19 protein-coding genes are annotated in these 21,223 nt (G+C 46.5%); 10 read left to right on the top strand and 9 right to left on the bottom strand.

Annotated elements, in window-relative coordinates:
• Positions 1–234: 234 nt before the first annotated feature.
• The 3 genes from Q4Q50_RS20425 (at position 235) to Q4Q50_RS20415 (ending at position 4,932) form a co-directional block, all read left to right on the top strand.
• The gene (locus Q4Q50_RS20425; RefSeq protein ID WP_311900877.1) at positions 235–1,185 is read left to right on the top strand and encodes a response regulator; all 951 of its coding nucleotides are present in this window, start codon (positions 235–237) and stop codon (positions 1,183–1,185) included.
• 254 nt (positions 1,186–1,439) lie between these two features.
• Entirely contained in the window at positions 1,440–3,407 is a 1,968-nt protein-coding gene (locus tag Q4Q50_RS20420; protein WP_311900876.1) for a hypothetical protein, read from the top strand.
• 325 nt (positions 3,408–3,732) lie between these two features.
• A complete protein-coding gene (locus Q4Q50_RS20415) occupies positions 3,733–4,932 on the top strand; it encodes a class I SAM-dependent methyltransferase (protein ID WP_220591255.1) in 1,200 nt (399 codons plus the stop codon).
• Positions 4,933–4,957: 25 nt separating this feature from the next.
• Here Q4Q50_RS20415 and Q4Q50_RS20410 read toward each other — a convergent pair whose 3' ends face one another.
• From Q4Q50_RS20410 to Q4Q50_RS20395, 4 genes are all read right to left on the bottom strand, one after another.
• On the bottom strand, positions 4,958–5,404 hold the full coding sequence (locus Q4Q50_RS20410; protein ID WP_311900874.1) for an NUDIX hydrolase: 447 nt from the start codon (positions 5,402–5,404) through the stop codon (positions 4,958–4,960).
• Between the two features lie 51 nt (positions 5,405–5,455).
• Positions 5,456–6,334, bottom strand: coding sequence for a KPN_02809 family neutral zinc metallopeptidase (ypfJ, locus tag Q4Q50_RS20405; RefSeq protein WP_226058311.1), 879 nt, complete (start codon positions 6,332–6,334; stop codon positions 5,456–5,458).
• A 127-nt stretch (positions 6,335–6,461) separates the two neighbouring features.
• Positions 6,462–6,887, bottom strand: a complete 426-nt coding sequence (locus tag Q4Q50_RS20400) for a hypothetical protein (RefSeq protein WP_006084327.1) — start codon at positions 6,885–6,887, stop codon at positions 6,462–6,464.
• An 11-nt stretch (positions 6,888–6,898) separates the two neighbouring features.
• Entirely contained in the window at positions 6,899–7,135 is a 237-nt protein-coding gene (locus tag Q4Q50_RS20395; RefSeq protein WP_311900873.1) for a hypothetical protein, read from the bottom strand.
• A gap of 217 nt (positions 7,136–7,352) precedes the next feature.
• Here Q4Q50_RS20395 and Q4Q50_RS20390 point away from each other — a divergent pair, with 217 nt between their 5' ends.
• The 5 genes from Q4Q50_RS20390 to Q4Q50_RS20370 all read left to right on the top strand — a co-directional run bounded on the left by Q4Q50_RS20390 (position 7,353) and on the right by Q4Q50_RS20370 (position 13,254).
• Positions 7,353–8,861: a helicase HerA-like domain-containing protein gene (locus tag Q4Q50_RS20390; protein ID WP_311900872.1), complete on the top strand. Its 1,509-nt coding sequence runs from the start codon at positions 7,353–7,355 to the stop codon at positions 8,859–8,861.
• A gap of 327 nt (positions 8,862–9,188) precedes the next feature.
• Entirely contained in the window at positions 9,189–9,311 is a 123-nt protein-coding gene (locus Q4Q50_RS20385) for a hypothetical protein (protein WP_311900870.1), read from the top strand.
• Between the two features lie 280 nt (positions 9,312–9,591).
• The gene (locus tag Q4Q50_RS20380; protein WP_311900869.1) at positions 9,592–10,548 is read left to right on the top strand and encodes a TAXI family TRAP transporter solute-binding subunit; all 957 of its coding nucleotides are present in this window, start codon (positions 9,592–9,594) and stop codon (positions 10,546–10,548) included.
• A gap of 204 nt (positions 10,549–10,752) precedes the next feature.
• A complete protein-coding gene (locus Q4Q50_RS20375) occupies positions 10,753–12,786 on the top strand; it encodes a TRAP transporter permease (RefSeq protein ID WP_006079922.1) in 2,034 nt (677 codons plus the stop codon).
• 42 nt (positions 12,787–12,828) lie between these two features.
• Positions 12,829–13,254: a DUF1850 domain-containing protein gene (locus Q4Q50_RS20370; RefSeq protein WP_311900867.1), complete on the top strand. Its 426-nt coding sequence runs from the start codon at positions 12,829–12,831 to the stop codon at positions 13,252–13,254.
• A 27-nt stretch (positions 13,255–13,281) separates the two neighbouring features.
• On the opposite strand, the gene Q4Q50_RS20365 is transcribed toward Q4Q50_RS20370, so the two are convergent.
• Both Q4Q50_RS20365 and Q4Q50_RS20360 read right to left on the bottom strand, forming a co-directional pair.
• Positions 13,282–14,265: a diguanylate cyclase domain-containing protein gene (locus Q4Q50_RS20365; RefSeq protein WP_311900866.1), complete on the bottom strand. Its 984-nt coding sequence runs from the start codon at positions 14,263–14,265 to the stop codon at positions 13,282–13,284.
• A gap of 141 nt (positions 14,266–14,406) precedes the next feature.
• Positions 14,407–14,742, bottom strand: coding sequence for an FKBP-type peptidyl-prolyl cis-trans isomerase (locus Q4Q50_RS20360; RefSeq protein WP_011845636.1), 336 nt, complete (start codon positions 14,740–14,742; stop codon positions 14,407–14,409).
• A gap of 239 nt (positions 14,743–14,981) precedes the next feature.
• Between Q4Q50_RS20360 and trxC the strand changes: the two genes are divergently transcribed.
• Entirely contained in the window at positions 14,982–15,404 is a 423-nt protein-coding gene (gene trxC, locus Q4Q50_RS20355) for a thioredoxin TrxC (protein ID WP_311900878.1), read from the top strand.
• Positions 15,405–15,485: 81 nt separating this feature from the next.
• Here the strand turns inward: trxC and Q4Q50_RS20350 are convergent, their stop codons facing one another.
• Positions 15,486–16,886: a DASS family sodium-coupled anion symporter gene (locus Q4Q50_RS20350; protein WP_311900865.1), complete on the bottom strand. Its 1,401-nt coding sequence runs from the start codon at positions 16,884–16,886 to the stop codon at positions 15,486–15,488.
• Between the two features lie 926 nt (positions 16,887–17,812).
• Here Q4Q50_RS20350 and Q4Q50_RS20345 point away from each other — a divergent pair.
• Positions 17,813–18,976 (top strand): MFS transporter, encoded by a 1,164-nt coding sequence (locus Q4Q50_RS20345; RefSeq protein WP_107950353.1) that lies wholly within the window; start codon positions 17,813–17,815, stop codon positions 18,974–18,976.
• A 72-nt stretch (positions 18,977–19,048) separates the two neighbouring features.
• On the opposite strand, the gene Q4Q50_RS20340 is transcribed toward Q4Q50_RS20345, so the two are convergent.
• Entirely contained in the window at positions 19,049–20,668 is a 1,620-nt protein-coding gene (locus Q4Q50_RS20340) for a PepSY-associated TM helix domain-containing protein (protein ID WP_311900863.1), read from the bottom strand.
• Between the two features lie 5 nt (positions 20,669–20,673).
• Positions 20,674–20,964 (bottom strand): hypothetical protein, encoded by a 291-nt coding sequence (locus Q4Q50_RS20335; RefSeq protein WP_047535138.1) that lies wholly within the window; start codon positions 20,962–20,964, stop codon positions 20,674–20,676.
• Positions 20,965–21,223 lie beyond the last annotated feature (259 nt).

The following is a 21,223-nucleotide window of genomic DNA, read 5'->3' as shown; positions in this document are numbered from 1 at the left end:
TGTTAAATTTTGCTACCTAAAGAACAAATTAGGTGCGATTTCAGACCGTCAAAATGCGGTTGAGCTCGCGAAATTGAGCTGGGTAGCCAGATTTTTATTCGAGCTTTCCCCACCCCATGAGCACAAATCAAGTTGACTAAACAGCTAAGTTTCGCTTGAATTAGAACCCAACAAATAATTAACATTTAGAACAACTCTAAGCTGACTTAGACTTAGAAACGCAAAAGGACATGAATGCATTACACTTTTCGAACGTTTATGCTGGATGTTCAAAACCGCACTCTGCACTACAATAGTGAACGCATTAACTGTGATGAACGCGTTATCCTACTTATTAGTCTCTTGATTGAAGCCTATCCGGAACACTGTGACCAAGCATTTTTACTCGAAAAAATTTGGCCTAATACTGTCGTGAGTAGCTGGTCGGTAGCTAGGTTAATTTCAGATACCCGCAAATTGTTCACTTCAGCAGGATTGGATATTCCGATAATCCAAACACTACACGGCAGAGGTTACCGCTTATCCCACGATATTGCCGCCATACTCAGTTCACAGAACGATGAAGTACAACCCGCAGCGCCGCAGAATACCGACACCCCGACAGTCAATCTAGACTCCAGTAAAACACAGCAATCTGATAGTAATCAGCAGCAAAGCCCAAATCAAACCCAGCCAAGCTACAAACGAGTTAACTTGCGTTATCTGTGGCTATTTATCGCGTCCGTTGCGATAACGCTTGCAGTAGCAAGCCACCAGCAAACTCAGCGTGCCAATCCATTAGTGTTAGCAGAACCCAATAATGTCAAAGCGAGGATCCTCTGGGTTGATGACCATCCTGAGAATAATCAAACTGAACGGCAATACCTCGAAGAAAGGCTGATTGGGGTGTACACCACACAAACAACCCAAGACGCCCTCACACTACTAGGTCTCTATCGCTACGATGCCATTATTACCGATATGGGACGGGAAGCCGATCCTTTAGCGGGCCTAAAAATGATACGGACAATCAGGGAGCGTGGCATACAAACCCCCATTTACTTATATACCATTATGCCCTCAGAGGCGTTAAGGCAAAAAGCCCGCGAACATGGCGCCAATGACATTGCCGTCGAAGCAGAAGATTTATACCAACACCTGACCCCGCTTATTGATTCCTTTGATTTAGAGTCGTCTCCACACTAGCCCTGCACTCAGCAGATTAGTCATCATCTAAAGCTATCAAGTAACTAATTGATAAGTTTAGTATTCAAATTTAATCAATAGATTTCAAAGACAGATTTAAGATAGCCGTTATATACCTTTTCTATCGATAACTGTTCTATGCCTTCGGTATATCGATTGCTCAGCATAAACCGCAGTAAAGCAATGAAAGCGCCTGTGGATTTAGCTCCGTAACTCAATACGTCTACCTAAGTTTCATAAAAGGAATTGATATAATGAAGCCGACCTACCTCCTTGCTATTCCGCTACTCGCAGGACTAATACTGACTGCCTGTGGTGGTGACGACGATGAAGTGACACCGACACCGCCCCCGACTCCACAGCTTGCTATCAAAGGCAATGTGAAAGGGCTTTCTGACACAGTTAAGCTCGAATTACAAAAAAATGGTCAAGCAGTAGAAACACTTTCGATTCAAAGTGATGGCACAGATAAAGCCTTTACATTTCCCACCATGCAAGACGAAGGCATTAACTTTGCGATTACTGTTAACACTCAACCTGCGGCACAAACTTGCAGCGTAACTAATGGCAGTGGCACTTTAAATGCGACAACAGCGGTCGCCACTTTAGTCACCTGCGAAGATAACCCCAATGCTGAGCTAACCGGAATACTGAGGGACAGCCCAGTCGCGGGCATTAACTACCAAACCGAAACCAAAGAAGCAGGAATCACGACTGATATCGGTGAATATCAATACCTTAAAGGTGAGCATGTCACCTTCTCCGTGGGTGCGATAATGTTTCCTGCAACGGCGGCAGCAAACTTGATCACACCCACAGAAATTGCCGCAGGTAACCAAGTCACCAAAGTTAATATTCTGCAGCTATTGCAAACCTTAGATAAGGATTGTGATGTTGAAAATGGGATTCAAGTGAGGGCAACAAGCCACGAACTGTTAGCCGATACCGTGCTCGATATCACCAGTGCTGATTTCGATGCCAACATCAATGCAGCCTTTACGACCAAGAACTCAGGCTTAACGTTAATCAGTGAGACTCAAGCATTAACACACTTTGACAGTTCAAATCGTAACTTACTTTTAGGCAGTTGGTTATTCACCGAAGGTGATGGCCAACGGACAGTGCTGACATTTAAAGACCATTCTAGCTACATCATGATCCACGAGCATGAAAGTGACGGTGGTCAAAGCGCTGCATCGGTGGAATATGGTCATTACACCTGGGATTCACAAACAGGCAGCTTTAGTGTCAGCATCATTGCGCAATCCGATGGTTCTGGAGGATTTTATGATGAAGGAAGCACAGTCAATAACGCGACCGTGAATTTAGATAAACTGACGGTGAGTTTTATCGACAATACTGCAGGAGACATTACCCTCACACGTATCGAAGATAAAAACGATCCGCTGATTGGTACTTGGCACGTACTTGATACTGAAGCTGATAATGACAGCTTTGTCACCTTCCTGCCCAATCAAAACTATGTGATTGCCCATACAGCGAATACAGATAGCTACGAAGGTAAATCACCGCAGCCACAGTCTGGTGAGTTTGGCCGTTATATCAAAGATGCTAGCGGCTATAAATTTACCGCCACAGTCGAATCTGACGGACCTAATGGACTCTACAGTACTGATTCACCAGATGACTATCTATTCTCATCAATCAAAATCACCGCTTGGGGAGAAATGATCGCCGTTCAAAATGGTGCAGAGGGCGGTACTTTCTCACTCGATTATATTGGTGGCTTTGTCTCAGAACTCGTTGATAAACCTAGCTCTGCTGCGGGTACGAGTCTTGGGAGAATTACCTCAGTACGAGATATTTCAGGCTTTATTAGCGCTGACATAGTCAATAAGCCACTGCAATTTGATTTGGAATACGCGAGCGACACAGAGAACCGCTGTGTAACGAGTTTTGGTAATAATCGCTGCGGTGTTCGTTACACTATGCTGGTTCAAAATCTTACAGAGAACGATATTGGTGACACAATAGGTGATGTGAACTTAACTGAAGTGACTAGTAATACTCAAATCAACACGAGTTTCTCTGTGACGACCGCAGGCACAGCAGCCTTTAGTTATAACAATACCCAAACCATGACCATTAGCCCTCTGCTCGGCAAATCCTGTCAAGGAAATCAAAGGGCATTAATCGGTATCACTGACAACGCCAATAACCTTTCCCTATGGCAAGTAGAGCTCACACCAACTCAACCTTAACTAGATAAATCTTCCACTTTGTCGGACTGTGCTAGTGCATGCAGTCCGACGCTTTTTTTAGCTTTATCTCACCTATTGTTCAGTCGTTTATTTTCTTAAAACTGGCACTCGCTCAGCGGGCATCTTAGTTCAATATCCATAATACCTTTATCCTTAGCGCCTTAGCGCCTTAGCATTCAGCTTGATAATTTGGGGCAAATGACATAGCCAAACATGGTAATGGTTAAGCCCCAAATCCCTTATCGATGAGAATAACTTTAGGTAGCGGCGGATCGCGGTTAGAATACTCACCCTGTTTTTCTTGGTTACTTTTTCGGAAACAATAATGTCCCATTCAGCGCTTAATTCTTTTGATGATTTTTACCAGCTTTTGGCTGACAGCTTGGCGAAGAATAGTCTGATCAAACTATTGTTGAGTAAGTACCGAGGGGCAGATAAAAGCCTGCAGCGCATTACGATTCGGCCGATTAGTTTGCAAAATGAGCCTATGCTGTCGTTTGTGTATCAACACCAGACAAATCACATCACTAAAAACCTGAGTTATGACGAAGGCTTAGCCAGCATAAAACTGTTACTCGGTAGCGATTTTAAGAGCGCCCACTTAGCTACGGCAGAGGCAGAAGTTCAGCTTGAGATCAGCAAAAAAGGCAAAGTCCAAATCAGCACACATAACGTTAAACAAACCGTAGCTGCGCCGTTAGAACATGACCGTGAGAAAAAGCGTTTTGTGGATATCGAACGGCCTTTCCTGACCAAGCTAGGTGTGACGGACAGCCAACATAATCTTATCCCTGCGATGTCGCGTAAATGGAAGCAAATCAATAAATTTATTGAGGTTTTCAGCCAAGCACTCGAAGCCTCACCCCACAAGAATGACCAACCGATCAATGTGGTCGATTTTGGCTCAGGCAAAGGCTATCTCACCTTTGCAATCCATGACTACCTACGCCATAGCCTACACAATGATGCGCAGGTGACTGGGGTAGAATTACGCCAAGCCTTGGCCGATTTATGTAATGAAACGGCGGCAACGCTGGATCATCAAGGCTTGTCGTTTGTCTGCGGCGATGTGAGAACCCATGCGCCTAAACAAACCGATGTGATGATCGCCCTGCACGCCTGCGATATCGCCACTGACTATGCGATTCATTATGGTATTCGCGCCAATGCCGACATCATCATGTGCTCGCCTTGCTGCCATAAACAAATTCGGCCGCAGATGCACAGCCCAGAGTTGTTCAAACCTATGCTGCAATATGGGGTGCACATGGGCCAACAGGCTGAAATGGTAACGGATTCATTACGTGCGCTATTTTTGGAAGCCAATGGTTATGCGACTAAGGTGTTTGAATTTATCAGCCTAGAACATACCAATAAAAATAAGATGATTTTGGCCGTTAAAAAGCCACAACAGAATCAGAAAGACAGCGCCGCAATCCTCGCGCAAATTGCTGACATTAAAGCCTATTACGGGATCAAGGAACACTGCTTAGAAACCTTACTCGCGCAAACCCAAGCCGATTAACGGCCGGCGGTTTACTGGCAAAGCATTAAAACTTTGCGCTCATCACAACTCCGTTGAAATTGAGGCAATCTTTAATTCTTTGCTGCTGCACAGCGCTGAGGGTGTCGATATCGTGGAAGGCAAACTCTGAATGTTCGTGGCTTAAGTGGATTGGCAGAGACTCGTCTTCTGCCACATTTTTTGCCACATCAGGCCACTCAGGCAATAGCAGTTCACAACGAAAGATAAAGGCTTGGGATTGATAGGCGCTGTGATAATACACGCCGCTCAAATAGTTAACCCGCACACTTAACCCCAATTCCTCTTGGCATTCGCGCACCAAGGCCTCGTGAATCGTCTCACCAGGCTCGAGTGCGCCGCCGGGCAAGCCCCAAGCAAAGTTACCGTAATCGGCCTTAAGCAACAGCACTTGTCCCTGCGCATTAGTGATAACCGCGTGGCTGCTCAGTCTAAAGGTATCGTTAAAGGCCACTCAGTTATCCTTGCATTTATGTTCGGTACGTATTTGAGATATCAAACAAAATCACTTCGCCGCAAAGGTATTACAACTGGCGAGATTACCCGAATCAAACCCTGTCTTAAACCATTTCACCCGCTGCGCCGAACTGCCGTGGGTAAAAGCATCGGGCTGTACGGCGCGACCCGCCATCTGTTGCAAGCGATCGTCACCCACTGCACTGGCGGCGGCAATGCCTTCCGCTAAATCGCCCGCTTCAAGTAAATTAAGTTGTTGATTGGCATAATGCCCCCAAATACCCGCGTAACAATCCGCCTGTAATTCAAGTGCGACACTCAATTGATTAGCCTGCACTTTACTGCCAGATTGCTGGGCTTGGCGCACCTTAGTGCTAGTGCCAAGCAAGTTTTGCACATGGTGGCCTACCTCGTGGGCAATCACATAGGCAAAGGCAAAATCGCCGGGCGCGCCTAAGGTTTTAAGCTCATCGAGAAAGCTAAGGTCGATATACACTTTGCTATCGGCGGGGCAATAGAAAGGCCCAGACTGCGCCTGTCCCATACCGCAGCCAGTGGAGGTCATATTGCGATAAAGCACTAACTTAGGCTCTCGATATTGTCCCTTGAGTAACTGGCCCCAAACGGTTTCTGTGGTGCCTAAAATGGCCGCCACAAACTGGGCATTTTCATCCTGTACCGCAGTAGTTGCGCTAGATTGGGATTGGCTAAGATTAGCTTGAGTGCTGGGGTCAAGTGACAGGCCACCAGTAAAATACTGAAAAGCGAAATAAATGCCGCCGATGAGCAACACCACACGGCCAATTTTGGTTCTCAGCAAAAAGGGCAAGAACCTGAGTAACAAAGCACTCGGCACGCCCGCCGATGCCATTTGCTGGCCGCGTCTGTCTTCGATATTGGAGCTTCTGTCAGTGTCACGCCAGCGCATCGCATTCCTTCACTCAGTAGTTAAAACTTTCGTTAAACCGTTCGTTACATCGCTATTTGAGCCGCTTAGATGCACAGCTGTGATTTCGTATTTGCACTCTAGCGCCTAGTGATTAAGAGTCTAGTGGTTATTTCGCTTGTGTATCGCTTGTGGGCGCATCTTTCAGTGAGCGTAAAAACAATCCTAAACCACCAAAAGCCAAAACGAGGATCACGATAAGTTCAAAGGCCGACATAGATTTAAAGTGGAATTGAATCGAGCTAATAACCCCCACAATCAAGGCCGTTAGCGAACCTAAACTCAGCAGCCAAGCTAACTTACTCTTAGCGTCAAAAAACACCATCACAATGCCGATAATAAACGGCAGCATCACCATGCCTGTAGTAATCGACATACCTTGCCCAAAGGCATTCACTCGATATAAACCATAGCCCAGCCCAAAGCTAGAACTCACTTGTATTGCATTGAACAATAAATAAAATCCGCCACACATCATGGCCAGACCCATAAAAAATTGTCCTGTCCCGCCCTGTGTTCCGCCCGCACCTTTCATAGATATCCTTTCTAAATTAACGATTTTTGAGTGGCTTGCTCTATGGCCGTTTTCAGCCGTTGTTTTTCTTCCGCTGCTTTTGCCTTTTGGTACTCGTCGAGATTTTTATCCGCCTCGGCAACACAGCGCTGTTTATCTCGCATGGGCTCATAGGGATCGACATCAGTTCTGGCAGAACATGCTAATTCGGCGCAGCCAGACATCAACAGTGAAGATAATAAGGCTAACATAATCAATAATATTTTCATCTTTAAAGCGCTCTAATTAGTACAACAATAATGACACGTTTAAGCACAATGACATTAACAAGCTTGCTCTTTGCTGTATAACACTAACATTGACAGAAATAATACCAAGGCCAACACTCAATGGTGGATTTTCATACTGTTAAACGACGCGCTACAGCGACTTAAATATGGAGCTGCAATCCATGTACAGGCGCTAAAGTTAATATAAGGAATGACCTTGAATACTCTATTGATTGGGAAAGGTGATCAGCAGGTTCACTTAAATCTTAAGTATGCCAATCGCCATGGATTAATTGCCGGCGCCACAGGAACAGGCAAAACCGTGTCGCTAATGAGCCTAGCCGAAGGTTTCTCACGCCAAGGCGTACCAGTGTTCATCACGGATGTTAAAGGTGATATCTCAGGCCTAGCGATCGCGGGCACCCCAAGTGAAAAGCTATTACAAAGGGCGGCGCAAATTGGCATAGAGGATTATCACAACGAAGCCAACCCTGTGGTGCTATGGGATTTAGCGGGCGTTCAAGGCCATCCACTGCGTACCACCATCAGCGAAATGGGCCCGACCTTACTCAGCCGAATTTTAGAATTAAATGACACCCAAAGCGGCATCTTAGACATAGTGTTTCAACTGGCAGACGACCAAGGGTTATTGTTGCTCGACTTAGATGATCTGCGGGCCATGCTGGCTTTGGTTGCCGAGGAGCGCAAAGAAGTCTCGGCCAAATATGGTTTGATCAGCGCCCAATCCCTCGCAGCGATTCAGCGAGCAGTGCTAGGACTAGAGCGCGATGGCGGCAAAGACTTTTTTGGTGAACCCGCGTTACAGCTTGAAGATTTAATGCGCACTAATTTACAAGGGCGCGGCATTATCAATTTATTAGCAGCGAACAAACTGATTTTAACTCCCCGTTTATATTCAAGTTTTTTACTCTGGCTACTGTCAGAATTATTTGAGAATTTGCCCGAAGTCGGCGATCCCGAAAAACCTAAGCTAGTGTTTTTTATCGATGAAGCCCATTTACTCTTTGAAGGTTGCCCACCGAGTTTATTAAAACGCGTCGAACAGATCATGCGCCTTATTCGCTCAAAAGGCGTCGGCGTTTATTTTTGCTCGCAATTTCCTGATGATGTGCCGAGCGAAATTCTCGGACAATTGGGTAATCGCATTCAACATGCCCTGCGAGCTTACACGCCAAGGGATCAAAAGGCGGTCAAAACCGCCGCCGAAACCTTTGTGCCTAACCCCAAACTGGTTGTCAGTGAGGTTATTTCCCAGCTCGGCGTAGGCGAGGCTTTAGTGTCTATGCTAGCCGACAAGGGCGTGCCGACTATGGTCGAGCGCGCACTCATCGCACCGCCGCGTTGCCGCATGGGACCCGCCACGAATGAGGAATTACAACAAGTCCGTGCCCAAAGCCCGATTGGTGGCAAATACGATCATTCCATCAACCGTGAATCGGCCTACGAACACCTTAACCAAAGGCGTAGTGGCGCTGCCACCAGCAACCCCACATCCACAGCAAGTGATGCAGCAAATGATGGCCAAACGGGTCAAAAAGCCGAAGAACAAGGTTGGTTCAGTGAACTTATTTTTGGTAATAAACGCCGCCAAGGTTTAGCTGAGACCTTGTCCAAGCAAGCGGCACGCACTGTCGGCAGCCAATTAGGCAAACAAATTTTGCGCGGCATATTAGGCGGGATGTTAGGTAAATCGAGCCGACGCTAGGCAATCCATAATTAGATCACATATTCGAAAGCTGTGTGATAGATCGCATATTTCTTATACAGGTTAACGCTAGCATTAGCGTTAATTATTCTAAGTGATCGATGGATCATGGTACGGAATTCGGTGATAAGATTATTTTGCTGTAATCGCTCATTGAGGCAAATAAATTCACAGATAATTATCAATGATTTTAAATATTTGTAATTTTAAAATGTTGTAATTCGAGATCAAAATTTCGCTTCAATCAGGACATCATGGAACAGGTTCAATTGAGTACGGCTTACATGATTAGCCTGATGAATAACCAAAGAGTACATGGAGTTTTATATGAGTAAAGAGCAAAAAAACCGTAAAGAATCGAAGAAACAACCGCTGATGTCTGCTAAAGAAAAAAGAGCGGCAAAACATGCAAAAAATGCCACTAAAGGTTTCTTAGATAACACTAAATAGTGTCTTGTTATTCAAAGGTTCATCCTCAAATAACACAAATAGGGTTAACTCAGGTTAGCCCTTTTTATTGTCAGTTTTTCCTTAAACCGACCTCGTTAAGCCCCACGATAGCGCCGCCGCAAAACCGCCTCAAATCTTCGTTTTATGATGCAAAAGTAGCAGCTATCGACTATAGCCTAATTGACCTTTTTCAGGTTTTATGTAGTTATATTCAGCAGGCTAAGGTATTCCAAGCTCGAAAGACCCTACATAACATTATAAAAAATAAGGATATTTCACAATGAAAATCAACAAACGTTTTGTCGCCGTCGGCGCCGCCGTGACACTCACACTCAGTGCCGCCGCGATGGCCGCCGCACCCGCTTTTATTAACATACTCACGGGTGGCACCAGTGGCGTGTATTACCCTATTGGTGTAGCCCTATCGCAACTCTATGGCACTGGAATCGAAGGTTCTAAAACCTCAGTTCAAGCGACGAAAGCCTCGGTAGAAAACCTCAATCTACTGCAAGCGGGTCGTGGCGAATTAGCGCTCGCGCTAGGTGACTCAGTCGCAGCCGCTTACCAAGGTGATATTGATGCGGGCTTTAAAACGCCACTGGATAAAATCCGTGTGCTCGCCTCTGCTTACCCTAACTACATTCAAATTGTTGCCAATAAAGAGTCTGGCATTAAAACCTTGGCCGATTTAAAAGGGAAACGTATCTCTGTCGGCGCACCTAAATCGGGTACCGAACTCAATGCCAGATCAATTTTTAAGGCAGCGGGTTTAAGCTACGAAGATATGGGTAAAGTCGAGTTTTTGCCCTATGCCGAATCCGTTGAACTCATCAAAAATCGTCAGTTAGACGCGACCTTGCAATCGTCAGGTCTCGGTATGGCAGCCATCCGCGATTTAGCGGCGACTATGGCAATCAACTTTGTTGAAATTCCAGAGGATGTGATCGCTAAGATTAACAACCCTGCCTATCAACACGGCGTGATCCCAGCATCGACCTATGAAGGCCAAACCACTGACGTTTCTACCGTTGCCATTCAAAACCTGCTGGTAACGCAAAGCGGCGTGTCGGACGATTTAGCCTATCAAATGACTAAGATCATGTTCGAGCACTTAGATCGTCTCGGTAACGCGCACTCAGCCGCTAAATCTATTAGCTTAGAGAAAGCGACGAAAAATCTGCCGATACCGCTTCACCCAGGTGCAGAACGTTATTACAAAGAAGTAGGCGCACTCTAAGTTTTGCTGATATCTGTGCACCCTAATTCCAAACTAAGCGATCGAGATGCCGTTGAATAACGGCATCTTTTTATATCCAAACAGCCTCAAACGGTAGAATTCAATCATTGATGCGCCTTGAATTGAAGCGGATCTGAAACTCGTATATTGAGGTAGCTTGGGTATATATATCGCCCTCTGTAGTCTAATGCTGTGAGGCATAATATGAGTGATCCCCAACAAGGTCTCAGCGCTAATACTGGCGATTGGCCCAAGGCGCTATTCTATACCGCCTTAATTTTTTCTATTTTTCAAATCATCACTGCCGCTTTTCATCCCGTGTCGACGCAAGTGCTGCGCGCGACCCATATTGGCTTTTTGCTACTCGTGGTTTTTTTGAGCTATCCCGCCAGAGGTAAATCACAACCTTGGCAACCGCTCGCTTGGCTACTCGGTTTAGCAGGCATGGCAACGGCGGCTTATCAGTGGTATTTCGAAGCTGACTTAATTCAACGTTCTGGCGAGCTGACCGATGCGGACATGGTGATAGGTATCACTTTGATCGTATTGGTATTTGAAGCGGCGCGCCGAGTCATGGGCTGGGCACTACCGATTATCTGCGGCATCTTTTTGGCCTATGGCTTATTGGGTCAATACCTACCCGGCGATTTGATGCACCGCGGCTATGGCTTCGATCAAATCATCAACCAATTAGCCTTCGGCACCGAAGGCTTGTACGGCACACCAACCTATGTGTCGGCGACGTATATTTTCCTGTTTATTCTTTTCGGCTCCTTTTTAGAACAAGCCGGGATGATCCGTTTATTTACCGACTTTGCCATGGGATTGTTCGGCCACAAGCTCGGCGGCCCAGCTAAAGTCGCTGTAGTATCATCGGCGCTGATGGGAACGATTACTGGCTCAGGAGTGGCGAACGTCGTCACCACAGGGCAATTTACCATTCCATTGATGAAACGATTTGGCTATCGCTCCGCCTTCGCCGGCGGCGTAGAAGCGACATCGAGTATGGGCAGCCAGATCATGCCGCCGATCATGGGCGCCGTGGCCTTTATCATGGCCGAAACCATTAACGTGCCCTTTATCGAGATAGCTAAAGCGGCATTGATCCCTGCACTACTTTATTTTTGCTCAGTATTCTGGATGGTGCACTTAGAGGCCAAACGCGCCAATCTTTGTGGCCTGCCAAAAGATCAATGTCCCGATCCTTGGGCGGCGATTAAAGAACGCTGGTATCTCCTTATCCCCTTGTTTATTTTGGTCTACTTGCTGTTTTCGGGCAGAACGCCGCTGTTCTCTGGCATGGTTGGTTTAGCTTTGACCTCGATAGTGATCTTAGGCTCGGCCATCGTCCTGCGGTTGTCTTCAATGGCAATGCGGATTGCCTTTTGGATTGCCCTTGGGGTGTTATGTGCTGGCTTCTTCCAACTAGGGATTGGAGTCGTGTTTGGGGTTATCGCCCTGCTAGTCGCCATTTGTTGGTTTATTAAGGGCGGCAAAGAAACCCTCACCGTTTGCTTACACGCATTGGTTGAAGGCGCGCGTCATGCTGTGCCTGTGGGTATTGCCTGCGCCTTAGTGGGCGTGATTATCGGCATAGTGTCACTCACAGGGATTGCCTCAACCTTCGCAAGCTACATTCTCGCCGTTGGCCAAGACAACCTGTTCTTGTCACTCGTGTTGACTATGATCACTTGCCTAGTGCTCGGCATGGGGATCCCGACGATTCCTAACTACATTATTACCAGCTCAATAGCCGCACCCGCATTGCTCGACTTAGGCGTGCCCTTGATTGTGTCGCACATGTTTGTGTTCTATTTCGGCATCATGGCCGATCTCACCCCGCCCGTAGCCTTGGCCTGTTTTGCCGCCGCGCCAATTGCGAAGGAATCTGGGCTTAAGATCAGTCTCTGGGCGATTCGGATCGCCATTGCAGGTTTTGTGATCCCCTTTATGGCGGTTTACGATCCAGCCTTGATGCTCCAAGGTGATAGCTTATTAGCGACGGGCTTTGTGGTGCTGAAGGCAACGGTTGGTATTGGTATTTGGGGCGTGATCTTTACCGGATATCTATTACAAAAACTCTACTGGTGGGAACGCGTTATCGGCTTCCTTGCGGGGGCGAGCTTGATCCTTGCGACGCCATTGAGCGATGAAATCGGCTTTGGACTCGCGCTGTTGTTTATCGTGCAGCACAGTTGGCGCGCGCGCAAACTCAAACGTCTGGCAGAGCAAGGATAACCCATTGGGATTAGCCGTCGTTAATAAGTCTAAGGTAAAGCTATGCTAGGCCTATGTTTAGGCCTAGCAGGTACCCTGTGGGCGCAAGTGCCCACAGAGCACTTCACCTTGGCATGGAACCACAGCATAGAGAAAATCCGCTGGGAGGAAGACTATCACGTCACGCCTCAAGGCTTAGTGCTAGTCGAAGCGAGAGTAAAAGGCACGGGTGCAGGCATGGACATCCCAGATGATGCCTATCTTAAAAATGGCAGCTGGCATTATCGGCCCAAGTTACCCACTCTGCCTAAATTACGTTTAGGTCGCACACCCGAAGCGGGAGATTTTGATGTTTGTTTTGCGCAGGTCTCTGGCAAGGTGCAATGCCAAGCCATGAGTCATTGGATTGGTCAGCCGAACAAGCAAGATGCCGCCGTTGAGGTGTGGGGTTGTGAACAGGCAAATGTCGCGCCTATTGATGTTCGCTAAACGAGTAAATGACGGGCGGGTTAAGGGTTAGCAATCATCAGCTTGCTGGTAAAAGCGATAACCATTTTTACCTTGGTGTTTCACGCGATACATAGCAGCGTCCGCGCGATCGCAGCTTTTGGCAAAACTATCACCATAGCTAAATATATCGATACCGATACTCAGACCTATCTCCACGTCACAACCTTCAAGCAAAAAGCCCTGTCGATAAACATCGAGCAAAGATTGTGCGAGCATAGCTAAAGATTCAATATCGGAGGACGGCAGTATGATCACAAACTCATCGCCACCTAGCCGAGCGATCTTCGCTAACTCACCCGAGTGAGACACTAATGTATGCGCCACATGCACCAATAAATTGTCGCCAAACTTATGGCCGTGACGGTCATTTAAGGCTTTAAAACCATCCAAATCGATAAAAAATAATGCACCGCGCATATCCGGTTGCAAACACTCATCGAACGCTTTGGCAATGGCTTGGCGATTCATTAAATTGGTGAGGGGATCGCTGTGCGCTAACAGTGCCAGATCAAGTTCGTAGCGTTTTTCTTGGGTGATATCGATATGACTGCCCATCATCCGCAGCGGCGTGCCATCGGCAAAACGCTCAACGATACGGCCACGGTCAGACACCCAAGTAACGCTACCATCTTTATGCAACATTCTGTGTACTGCCTGATAGTAATCGGCCTTACCACTGACATGATCATCAAAGGCTTTTATCACCCATGCTTTATCTTCTGGGTGTAACTTACTTTTCCAGATATCAACGTGGGCGGCTAATTCTTCAGGACTAAAGCCGAGCATTTCGCCCCAGCGCATATTGAATATCGTTAAATTCCCGCTTGGAATATGCTGTTCCCACAGACACAAACCATTGCCATCGAGGGCGGCAAACAGTTTTTCTTCGGCACGACGATTCAACGCCGTTAACTGGGCGTTTTCACGTTTGAGCTGAGCAATTTCAGCCTGAAGTTGCTTGATGTGTTCTGCTGCCGTATCCGATGCCACGAAAAATCTCTTTCATTAAAGCGGGAAATCTTGTCCAGTGTAAAACACTCAATGCCGAAGCAAGATAGCGAGGAGTGCAAGATGAGCCAAAATCATGCTGGCTCAATCGAGCTTACACAGACTATCGCTATCATGCCACGCTTAGTCGCGCGTCAGCACTTCAAGCAATTCGATTTCAAAGGTGAGATCAGAATTTGGTTTAATATGCGCACCGACTTGGCGCTCGCCATAGGCTAAATGAGCTGGCACTAATAACTTACGTTTGCCACCGACTTTCATCCCCATAATGCCTTGGTCCCAGCCTTTAATCACACGGCCAGTGCCAATAACACATTGAAATGCCTGACCGCGATCATAGGATGAATCGAATTGGGTGCCATCCTGCAAAAAACCACGGTATTGGGTGGTGATCAGCGCGCCTTTTACCGCTTCTTTTCCTTCGCCCACTTGCAGATCGATTACTTCTAACTCAGTCATTTCTTCACTCTCTTTTCTTGTTCGCACTTAATAAATTGCGCGATATTCAACTTTGCGCAGGATTTTATCACCGACGACCACGCTTGTCGGCGCTATTGCCACATTTCTGCGGCTCGGTTCACTGCTTTATTCTTGAGAATAAGGTCACCATGGGCGAGATAATCATCACTCAGCCTTTAAATAACCGTCCGTTAGCCCAATATATTAGCCGTATAGACGTTTTATTTTGGAGCTTTGCCATGATTATTGCCTGCCCCCATTGCGATACGTTAAACCGCGTTCCCGATGAGCGTGTAAACCAGCAACCTACTTGCGGTAAATGTAAGCTCAGTGTCTTTACGACTGCGCCGATTGAACTCACTAGCGCAAACTTTGCCAACCATGCCAATAAATCAGAGCTTCCCCTAGTCGTTGATTTTTGGGCCAGCTGGTGTGGCCCCTGTAAAAGTTTTGCCCCGGTATTTTCCGCGGCAGCTAAGACGTGGGAGCCGCAATTTCGCTTCGGCAAAATCAATACTGAAGAACAGCAAGCCCTTGCGGCGCAATTTAATATTCGCTCGATTCCCACTCTTATGATTTTTAAGCAAGGGAAAATACTCGCGCAGCAAGCGGGCGCTTTACCTCAGTCAGCCTTAAATCAATGGTTAAAAAGCCATAGTTAATCGCAGATAACTATTTCGCGCCCATAAAAATACCCAGACTCGCTGGGTATTTTGTTTTACGTGGTTCTCAATCTACTAGCATCAGATATCCCAAAAAACATGGGCGATAATGCCTAGCACTATCATGCTGATAAAGTTGATGATCATACCTACTCGCACCATTTCCGATTGCTTGATATGGCCAGAACCATAAACGATCGCATTGGGCGGCGTCGCCACTGGCAGCATAAAGGCGCAGGATGCGGCAATACCAATCAGCACAGATAACATCACAGGCGATACGCCTAATGCCTCGGCAATTGCAGCAAATACAGGCACTAACAGTGCGGCGCTGGCGGTATTACTGGCAAACTCGGTCAGCATCACCACAAAGGCAATCACTGCAAAGACGAACAACGACATGTGCGTGCTGCCGAAAATATCTGTCATCCAGTGGGCTAAAAACACACTGGTGCCAGTGCTTTTCAACACTGCGCTTAGCGTTAAACCACCACCAAACAATATCAGCACACCCCAATCTGTGGTCGATTCAATCTTTTTCCAGCCGACTAAGCCTAAGCCTGCGAGCAAAACAACTGCACCTAACGCCACTATGGTATCGAACTGAGTGATGCCACCTAATGCTTTGGCTAATGGCACACTGAAAATCCAACAACATACTGTCGCGAGGAAGATAAGCAGGGTGAACTTACCTTGGAACGTCAACTGCTGCGCTTCAACTTGCACATCGAACTTGGCTGAAAGATCCGGCTTAAAATACCAATACAAGGCGATCAACATTAACGGCAACATGAGGATGACGGTCGGAATACCAAACTTGAGCCAATCACTAAAACTCAAGCCAACTTGCGCCGCAGCAATCGCATTCGGTGGACTACCCACTAAAGTACCGATACCGCCTATGTTGGCCGAATAGGCAATCCCAAGCAGTAAAAACACATAAGTACTATGGTATTTTTCGCGGTCTAGTTGCTGCAAAATCCCCAGTGCCAATGGCAACATCATCGCCGTTGTAGCGGTATTACTAATCCACATAGAGAGCAGTGCCGTCACCCCAAACAGCATAAAGCAAGCGATACTGAGTTTGCCCTTAGAGGCCAAAAGTAGCTTTTGCGCTATTAAGGTATCAATCTTTTGATGGTGCAAAGCCGCTGCGAGTACGAAGCCACCGAAGAATAAATAGATGATAGGATTTGCAAAGCTACTCATCGCTTCTTTGGTTTCAAACACCCCAAAGAATACCGCGAGTATAGGCACGAGGATCGCGGTGATACTAATGTGGATCGCTTCGGTCAACCAAAGAATGCCAGCGAAAACCAGAATCGCCAGACCCGTGTTCACCCCTTGTTCGAAGGGTAAGCCGTAATAGAGTGCGAATAACAGCACAATATCCGCCGCTAGGATCAGCATTTTCTTTTTATCGAGCCCCTCGCTGACGGGCGCTTTTTGAGGTGGAACAGTGCTTGAATCTGTTGATGACATGGTTACAACCTTAATACCATTTTATTTTGACGCAAATTTAGGGCATAGATCACACTTGGCAAAGCGGTTTATTTTGTAATTTTGCCACTTAGCAACCACACATTCTGCCGACTAAAAGCCCAGAAAAACCTTAAGTGAGATAAAAATCACCCATTTCTGATCTAAAGCCATGTGCAAAACTTTCAAACGAGCAAAAATCACGCAAAAGCTTGATAAAGCTGTAATTGAATAAGTGTTTAAAACTGTGACGTGGATCAGGTTTCACTTTAATACTAAGTGACAAACACTGAATTTAACCTTAAATAAAGTGGTTAACGCTAATTCAATCCTGTAACCACAGTTTTGCCTATAAAACACCCATGAGTGTATTTACCACTCTTTGCCCCCTCAAGGTGACTGCAACTTAAAGTGATACGTAAACGAACATCCCAATGACAAAATTGCAGCTGGCATCAACTCAGTTTTATATTTCACGAAGAACTTTCATTTTTCGCATTTAAAATGTTGGTTTACATACTTAAAAACTTAAATGGCATGGTGATGGAAAAAAGATTTAACCTTTTAAATTTATCTGATAATGCGAAAGGACATCTGATTAGCTTCCCTGTAGAATTTGTGCAGGCGCTTGCCACTTAACTCCAGCAAGTGCTCGATAACGTCTCCTAGTGGTTCCATCATTTATTTGATGCAAAACTGTGTAGAAATTAAAAATGTTTCAAACCATCAAAGCCGAAAACAACCCTAGAATCCTACTCAAATAAATAACATTTACAACTCAATATCCCTATGAATAATAAACACAAATATTATTCACCATCTCAGTCAATCTAACTCACTTTACCCCGCGAGCAATCCAACCTAGAGTCGCGCCCGTATTCTCGTCTCCTGTTCATTTTTTACCTATTTTGGTACCGCTTGTGGAAAATATGCTGTCAGCTCAACCCAATCAAAAGCCAGGGCTGTTTGTGCCTGTGGCAGGACTCAGTCTATTTGCTTTAGCGTCAGGCTACTTGATGAGTTTGATCCCACTCTCGCTCACTTACTTTGATTTGAGCCTTGATCTTGCGCCTTGGCTGGCGAGTATTTTCTACCTTGGCTTATTACTAGGTGCACCTTGTATTGCACCGATTGTCAGCCGCATAGGTCACAGTAAGGCCTTTATTTTGTTCTTAAATATCTTACTGTGCAGCGTTGTGGTAATGGTATTACTGCCACAGAGCAGTGTTTGGCTAGTATCACGCCTGATTGCAGGCTTGGCTGTTGCAGGGATTTTTGTGGTGGTCGAGTCTTGGTTACTTATGGCCGACACCCAAAAACAACGGGCAAAACGCTTAGGCTTATATATGACCGCCCTCTACGGTGGCACTGCCATTGGGCAACTTGCCGTAGATTATTTAGGCACCACGGGTAATTTACCCTACTTGGTAGTAATAGGTTTGTTGGCAGCGGCCAGCTTGCCCGCACTGTTAGTTAAACGCGGCCAACCGCAGTCCAGTGAACAACACGCTATTGCCCTTTCCGACCTTAAAACCTTAAGTAAACCTGCCATTGTCGGCTGTTTAGTCTCAGGATTATTACTCGGTCCCATCTACGGTTTATTGCCTGTTTATGTGTCGCGGGACATGGGTTTTGCCCAGCAGACGGGGCAATTTATGGCGCTGATCATTATGGGCGGCATGATAGTTCAACCCTTAGTGAGCTATTTATCCCCGCGTGTTGAAAAGAGTGTGTTGATGACAGCCTTTTGCTTAGTGGGTGCGGCGGCGCTGTTGTTACTGATACAAACATCGCTTGTGGGATTATGGTTAGGTTTTGTGTTACTCGGTGCCTGCGCCTTTGCTCTTTATCCCATCGCCATCAGTCTGGCGTGCGATCATTTACCCAGCAGCCAAATCGTCTCCGCCACTCAGATTATGTTGCTCAGTTATTCTGTGGGTTCGGTTATTGGTCCGGTTGCCGCCAGTCGTTTTGATGATGTAGAACATGGCTTACCGCTCTACTTAGCAGCAAGCTTTTTAGTCACGGTTTGCTATCTAAGCGCGCACTTACTCGCCCGAAGCAAAGCCCGTCTACCCACAGCGAAGGCTTAGCCCTGAGCCGTTAATGTTAAGTCTCTACACCCTGTGAATAACAATGGGCGCCGATAACGGCGCCCATTGTTATTATGATGTTTGCTGGGTTAATTCTGCCACTGGCACTGTGGCGGGAATGGCCCAGACACTGTCCTGCGGCCCATTAAGCACCCGATGGCGAGTCAGCCTGTAACCATAAAAGAACACTCCACTAAAGGCTAACGCCACCAGATCGACGCCTAACGTTGCCGCAGAATAAGGCGCCCATAAGCCTAAACTTGGCGCGATTAACGCAACTAGAGACGTGATTGGCATCGCCAATGTAGCCAAGCCGCACAAAGGCAAAATCAGCAGCGCCGCCTTAGCAGCACCACGCCAAAAGGCGTAAACCACCAGCAAGCCAAACACCAGATAATACAGCCACAAATAGACGTGGTTAATATTGCTCACATGCACATATAACCATTTACCCAACAACATACTTATCGTTAAGGCGGCAACCGAGCCTAAGCAAATCCCCACCGTGGCGCTCGCCATTAATCGGCAAGCACGGGTTTGCTCGCTCGCCTGCTTTTTACGGCGTTTTTCCAGCCACAGCAAGTTGCCACTGTAAAATAAAAAAGCACCGCTCAAACCTAGGAAGAAATACACCCAGCGCCCGAGATCGCCCCCATAACTGCCAAAGTGTAATCCAAAGAATACCGCAACGGTTCTGGCCCAAATCCCCTTGTCGCTTTGATCAATCGTGCTATTGGTCACCTTAAGACTATAAGGATGCAGGTATAAGAAATCGGTAACGGGTCCACGCATAAAACCATTGGGGTTATATAACCCCAAGCGCAGAGTCGCACGGGGATTATTCAAGTTCATAAAGCTCATTTCATTCACTTGATAATCGGGGGCGATTTGCTGCACCTTGGCTAACACAGTGGTGACCTTTGGCAAATCGACAAGTGTATAGAGCGTTTTGTCCGGTGCCGATTGAGCAAATAATGGTTTTTCACCATAAACCATATGCTTAAGCCCATCGTAAAGCTGGTCATGGAAAGCAAACACAATCACAGTTACACATATCACTAGATGAAATGGCAGGCTGGTAATGCCCACTAAATTATGGGCATCGAGCCAGAAACGACTCTCACCTTTATCTTTACGCAGGGCGAAAAAACTTTTGGTTAAAGTTGGCAGTAAAAAAATCACCCCAGAAACGAGCGCCAAGAAGTATAAAACGGCGGCTATCCCCAACACATAGGCACCCGCTTGATCGTGACCGACTTCGCCGGCAATCCCCGCGGTGCGATGTAATTGGTCAATCAATTCAGCTAACTCGCTTGGTGTACTTAGTTGGGTGACTAATTGCCCCTGCTCGTCAAGGCTGGCATGCCAAAGCTGATGACTCATGCTGAGTTCACGTTCCGAGCCCTGCTGATACCAAGTCATCGGCGATTGATGCTCATCATTTAAGTGCAAACTAAAACCGGTTTTGGCCTTATCATCCTGCGCTAACACTTGCGCGACTAAGTCATCCAGTTTCTCAGCGGGCACTTGAGGCAAGGTCAGGGCTGGCGGCATTGACCAAGCGTCAATCGCCCCCTTAAACATAGTGAGCGAGCCGGCATAAAAGCCGATAAACAATACGATTCCGGCGATGATACCAGTCCAAATATGGATAGACTGATACACACGTAACACATCACTGCGAACTTTCATCCTTGTCACCTAAAGGTATATAACACTATATAAGTCAAAACGTTAAACAAGCCCAAGTAGCCAATTGCCCTGAGTCCAGTTTTAAACATAAAGCTAAAACTTAAGATCAATAACCAGATAGGCGTAATCAGCCACATGTTGAACTGCACTTTAGTATCGGCATCGATGCCGCCTGGGCCAAACCAGGCAAATAACCCCACCAATCCAAGTGCTAAAGTAAATCCTAAAATCAATCCAGCCAGTGACTTAGTCCACCAGTCGGGTTGTAATTTATCCTGTTCAGCTAAACGTGCCATGAGCTATTTCCGACCGAAAAGTGAGATAAAAGGCACTAACCCCATCAATAACATCAACAGGGCTAACCAAATAAAAATTGCGGCGCTAAGGGTAAAGAGGCTAAGCCAACCGATAAGACTGACAAAGGCAACACCGTAAGCGAGTAACCGCCAAGGCCGCTTAGGAAGGGAGCTTGCAAATAGTTTTTGGTGCTTATTCGTTAAATAAAATAACAAGCAGGCCAGAAGCGTCGACAACAGGAATATAAGTTGCAACACG

The sequence above is a fragment of the Shewanella scandinavica genome (genome assembly GCF_031932065.1).
Lineage (GTDB): Bacteria > Pseudomonadota > Gammaproteobacteria > Enterobacterales > Shewanellaceae > Shewanella > Shewanella baltica.
The sequence above is the reverse complement of the archived record's forward strand: the minus strand, read 5'-3'. Positions and strand labels throughout refer to the sequence as shown.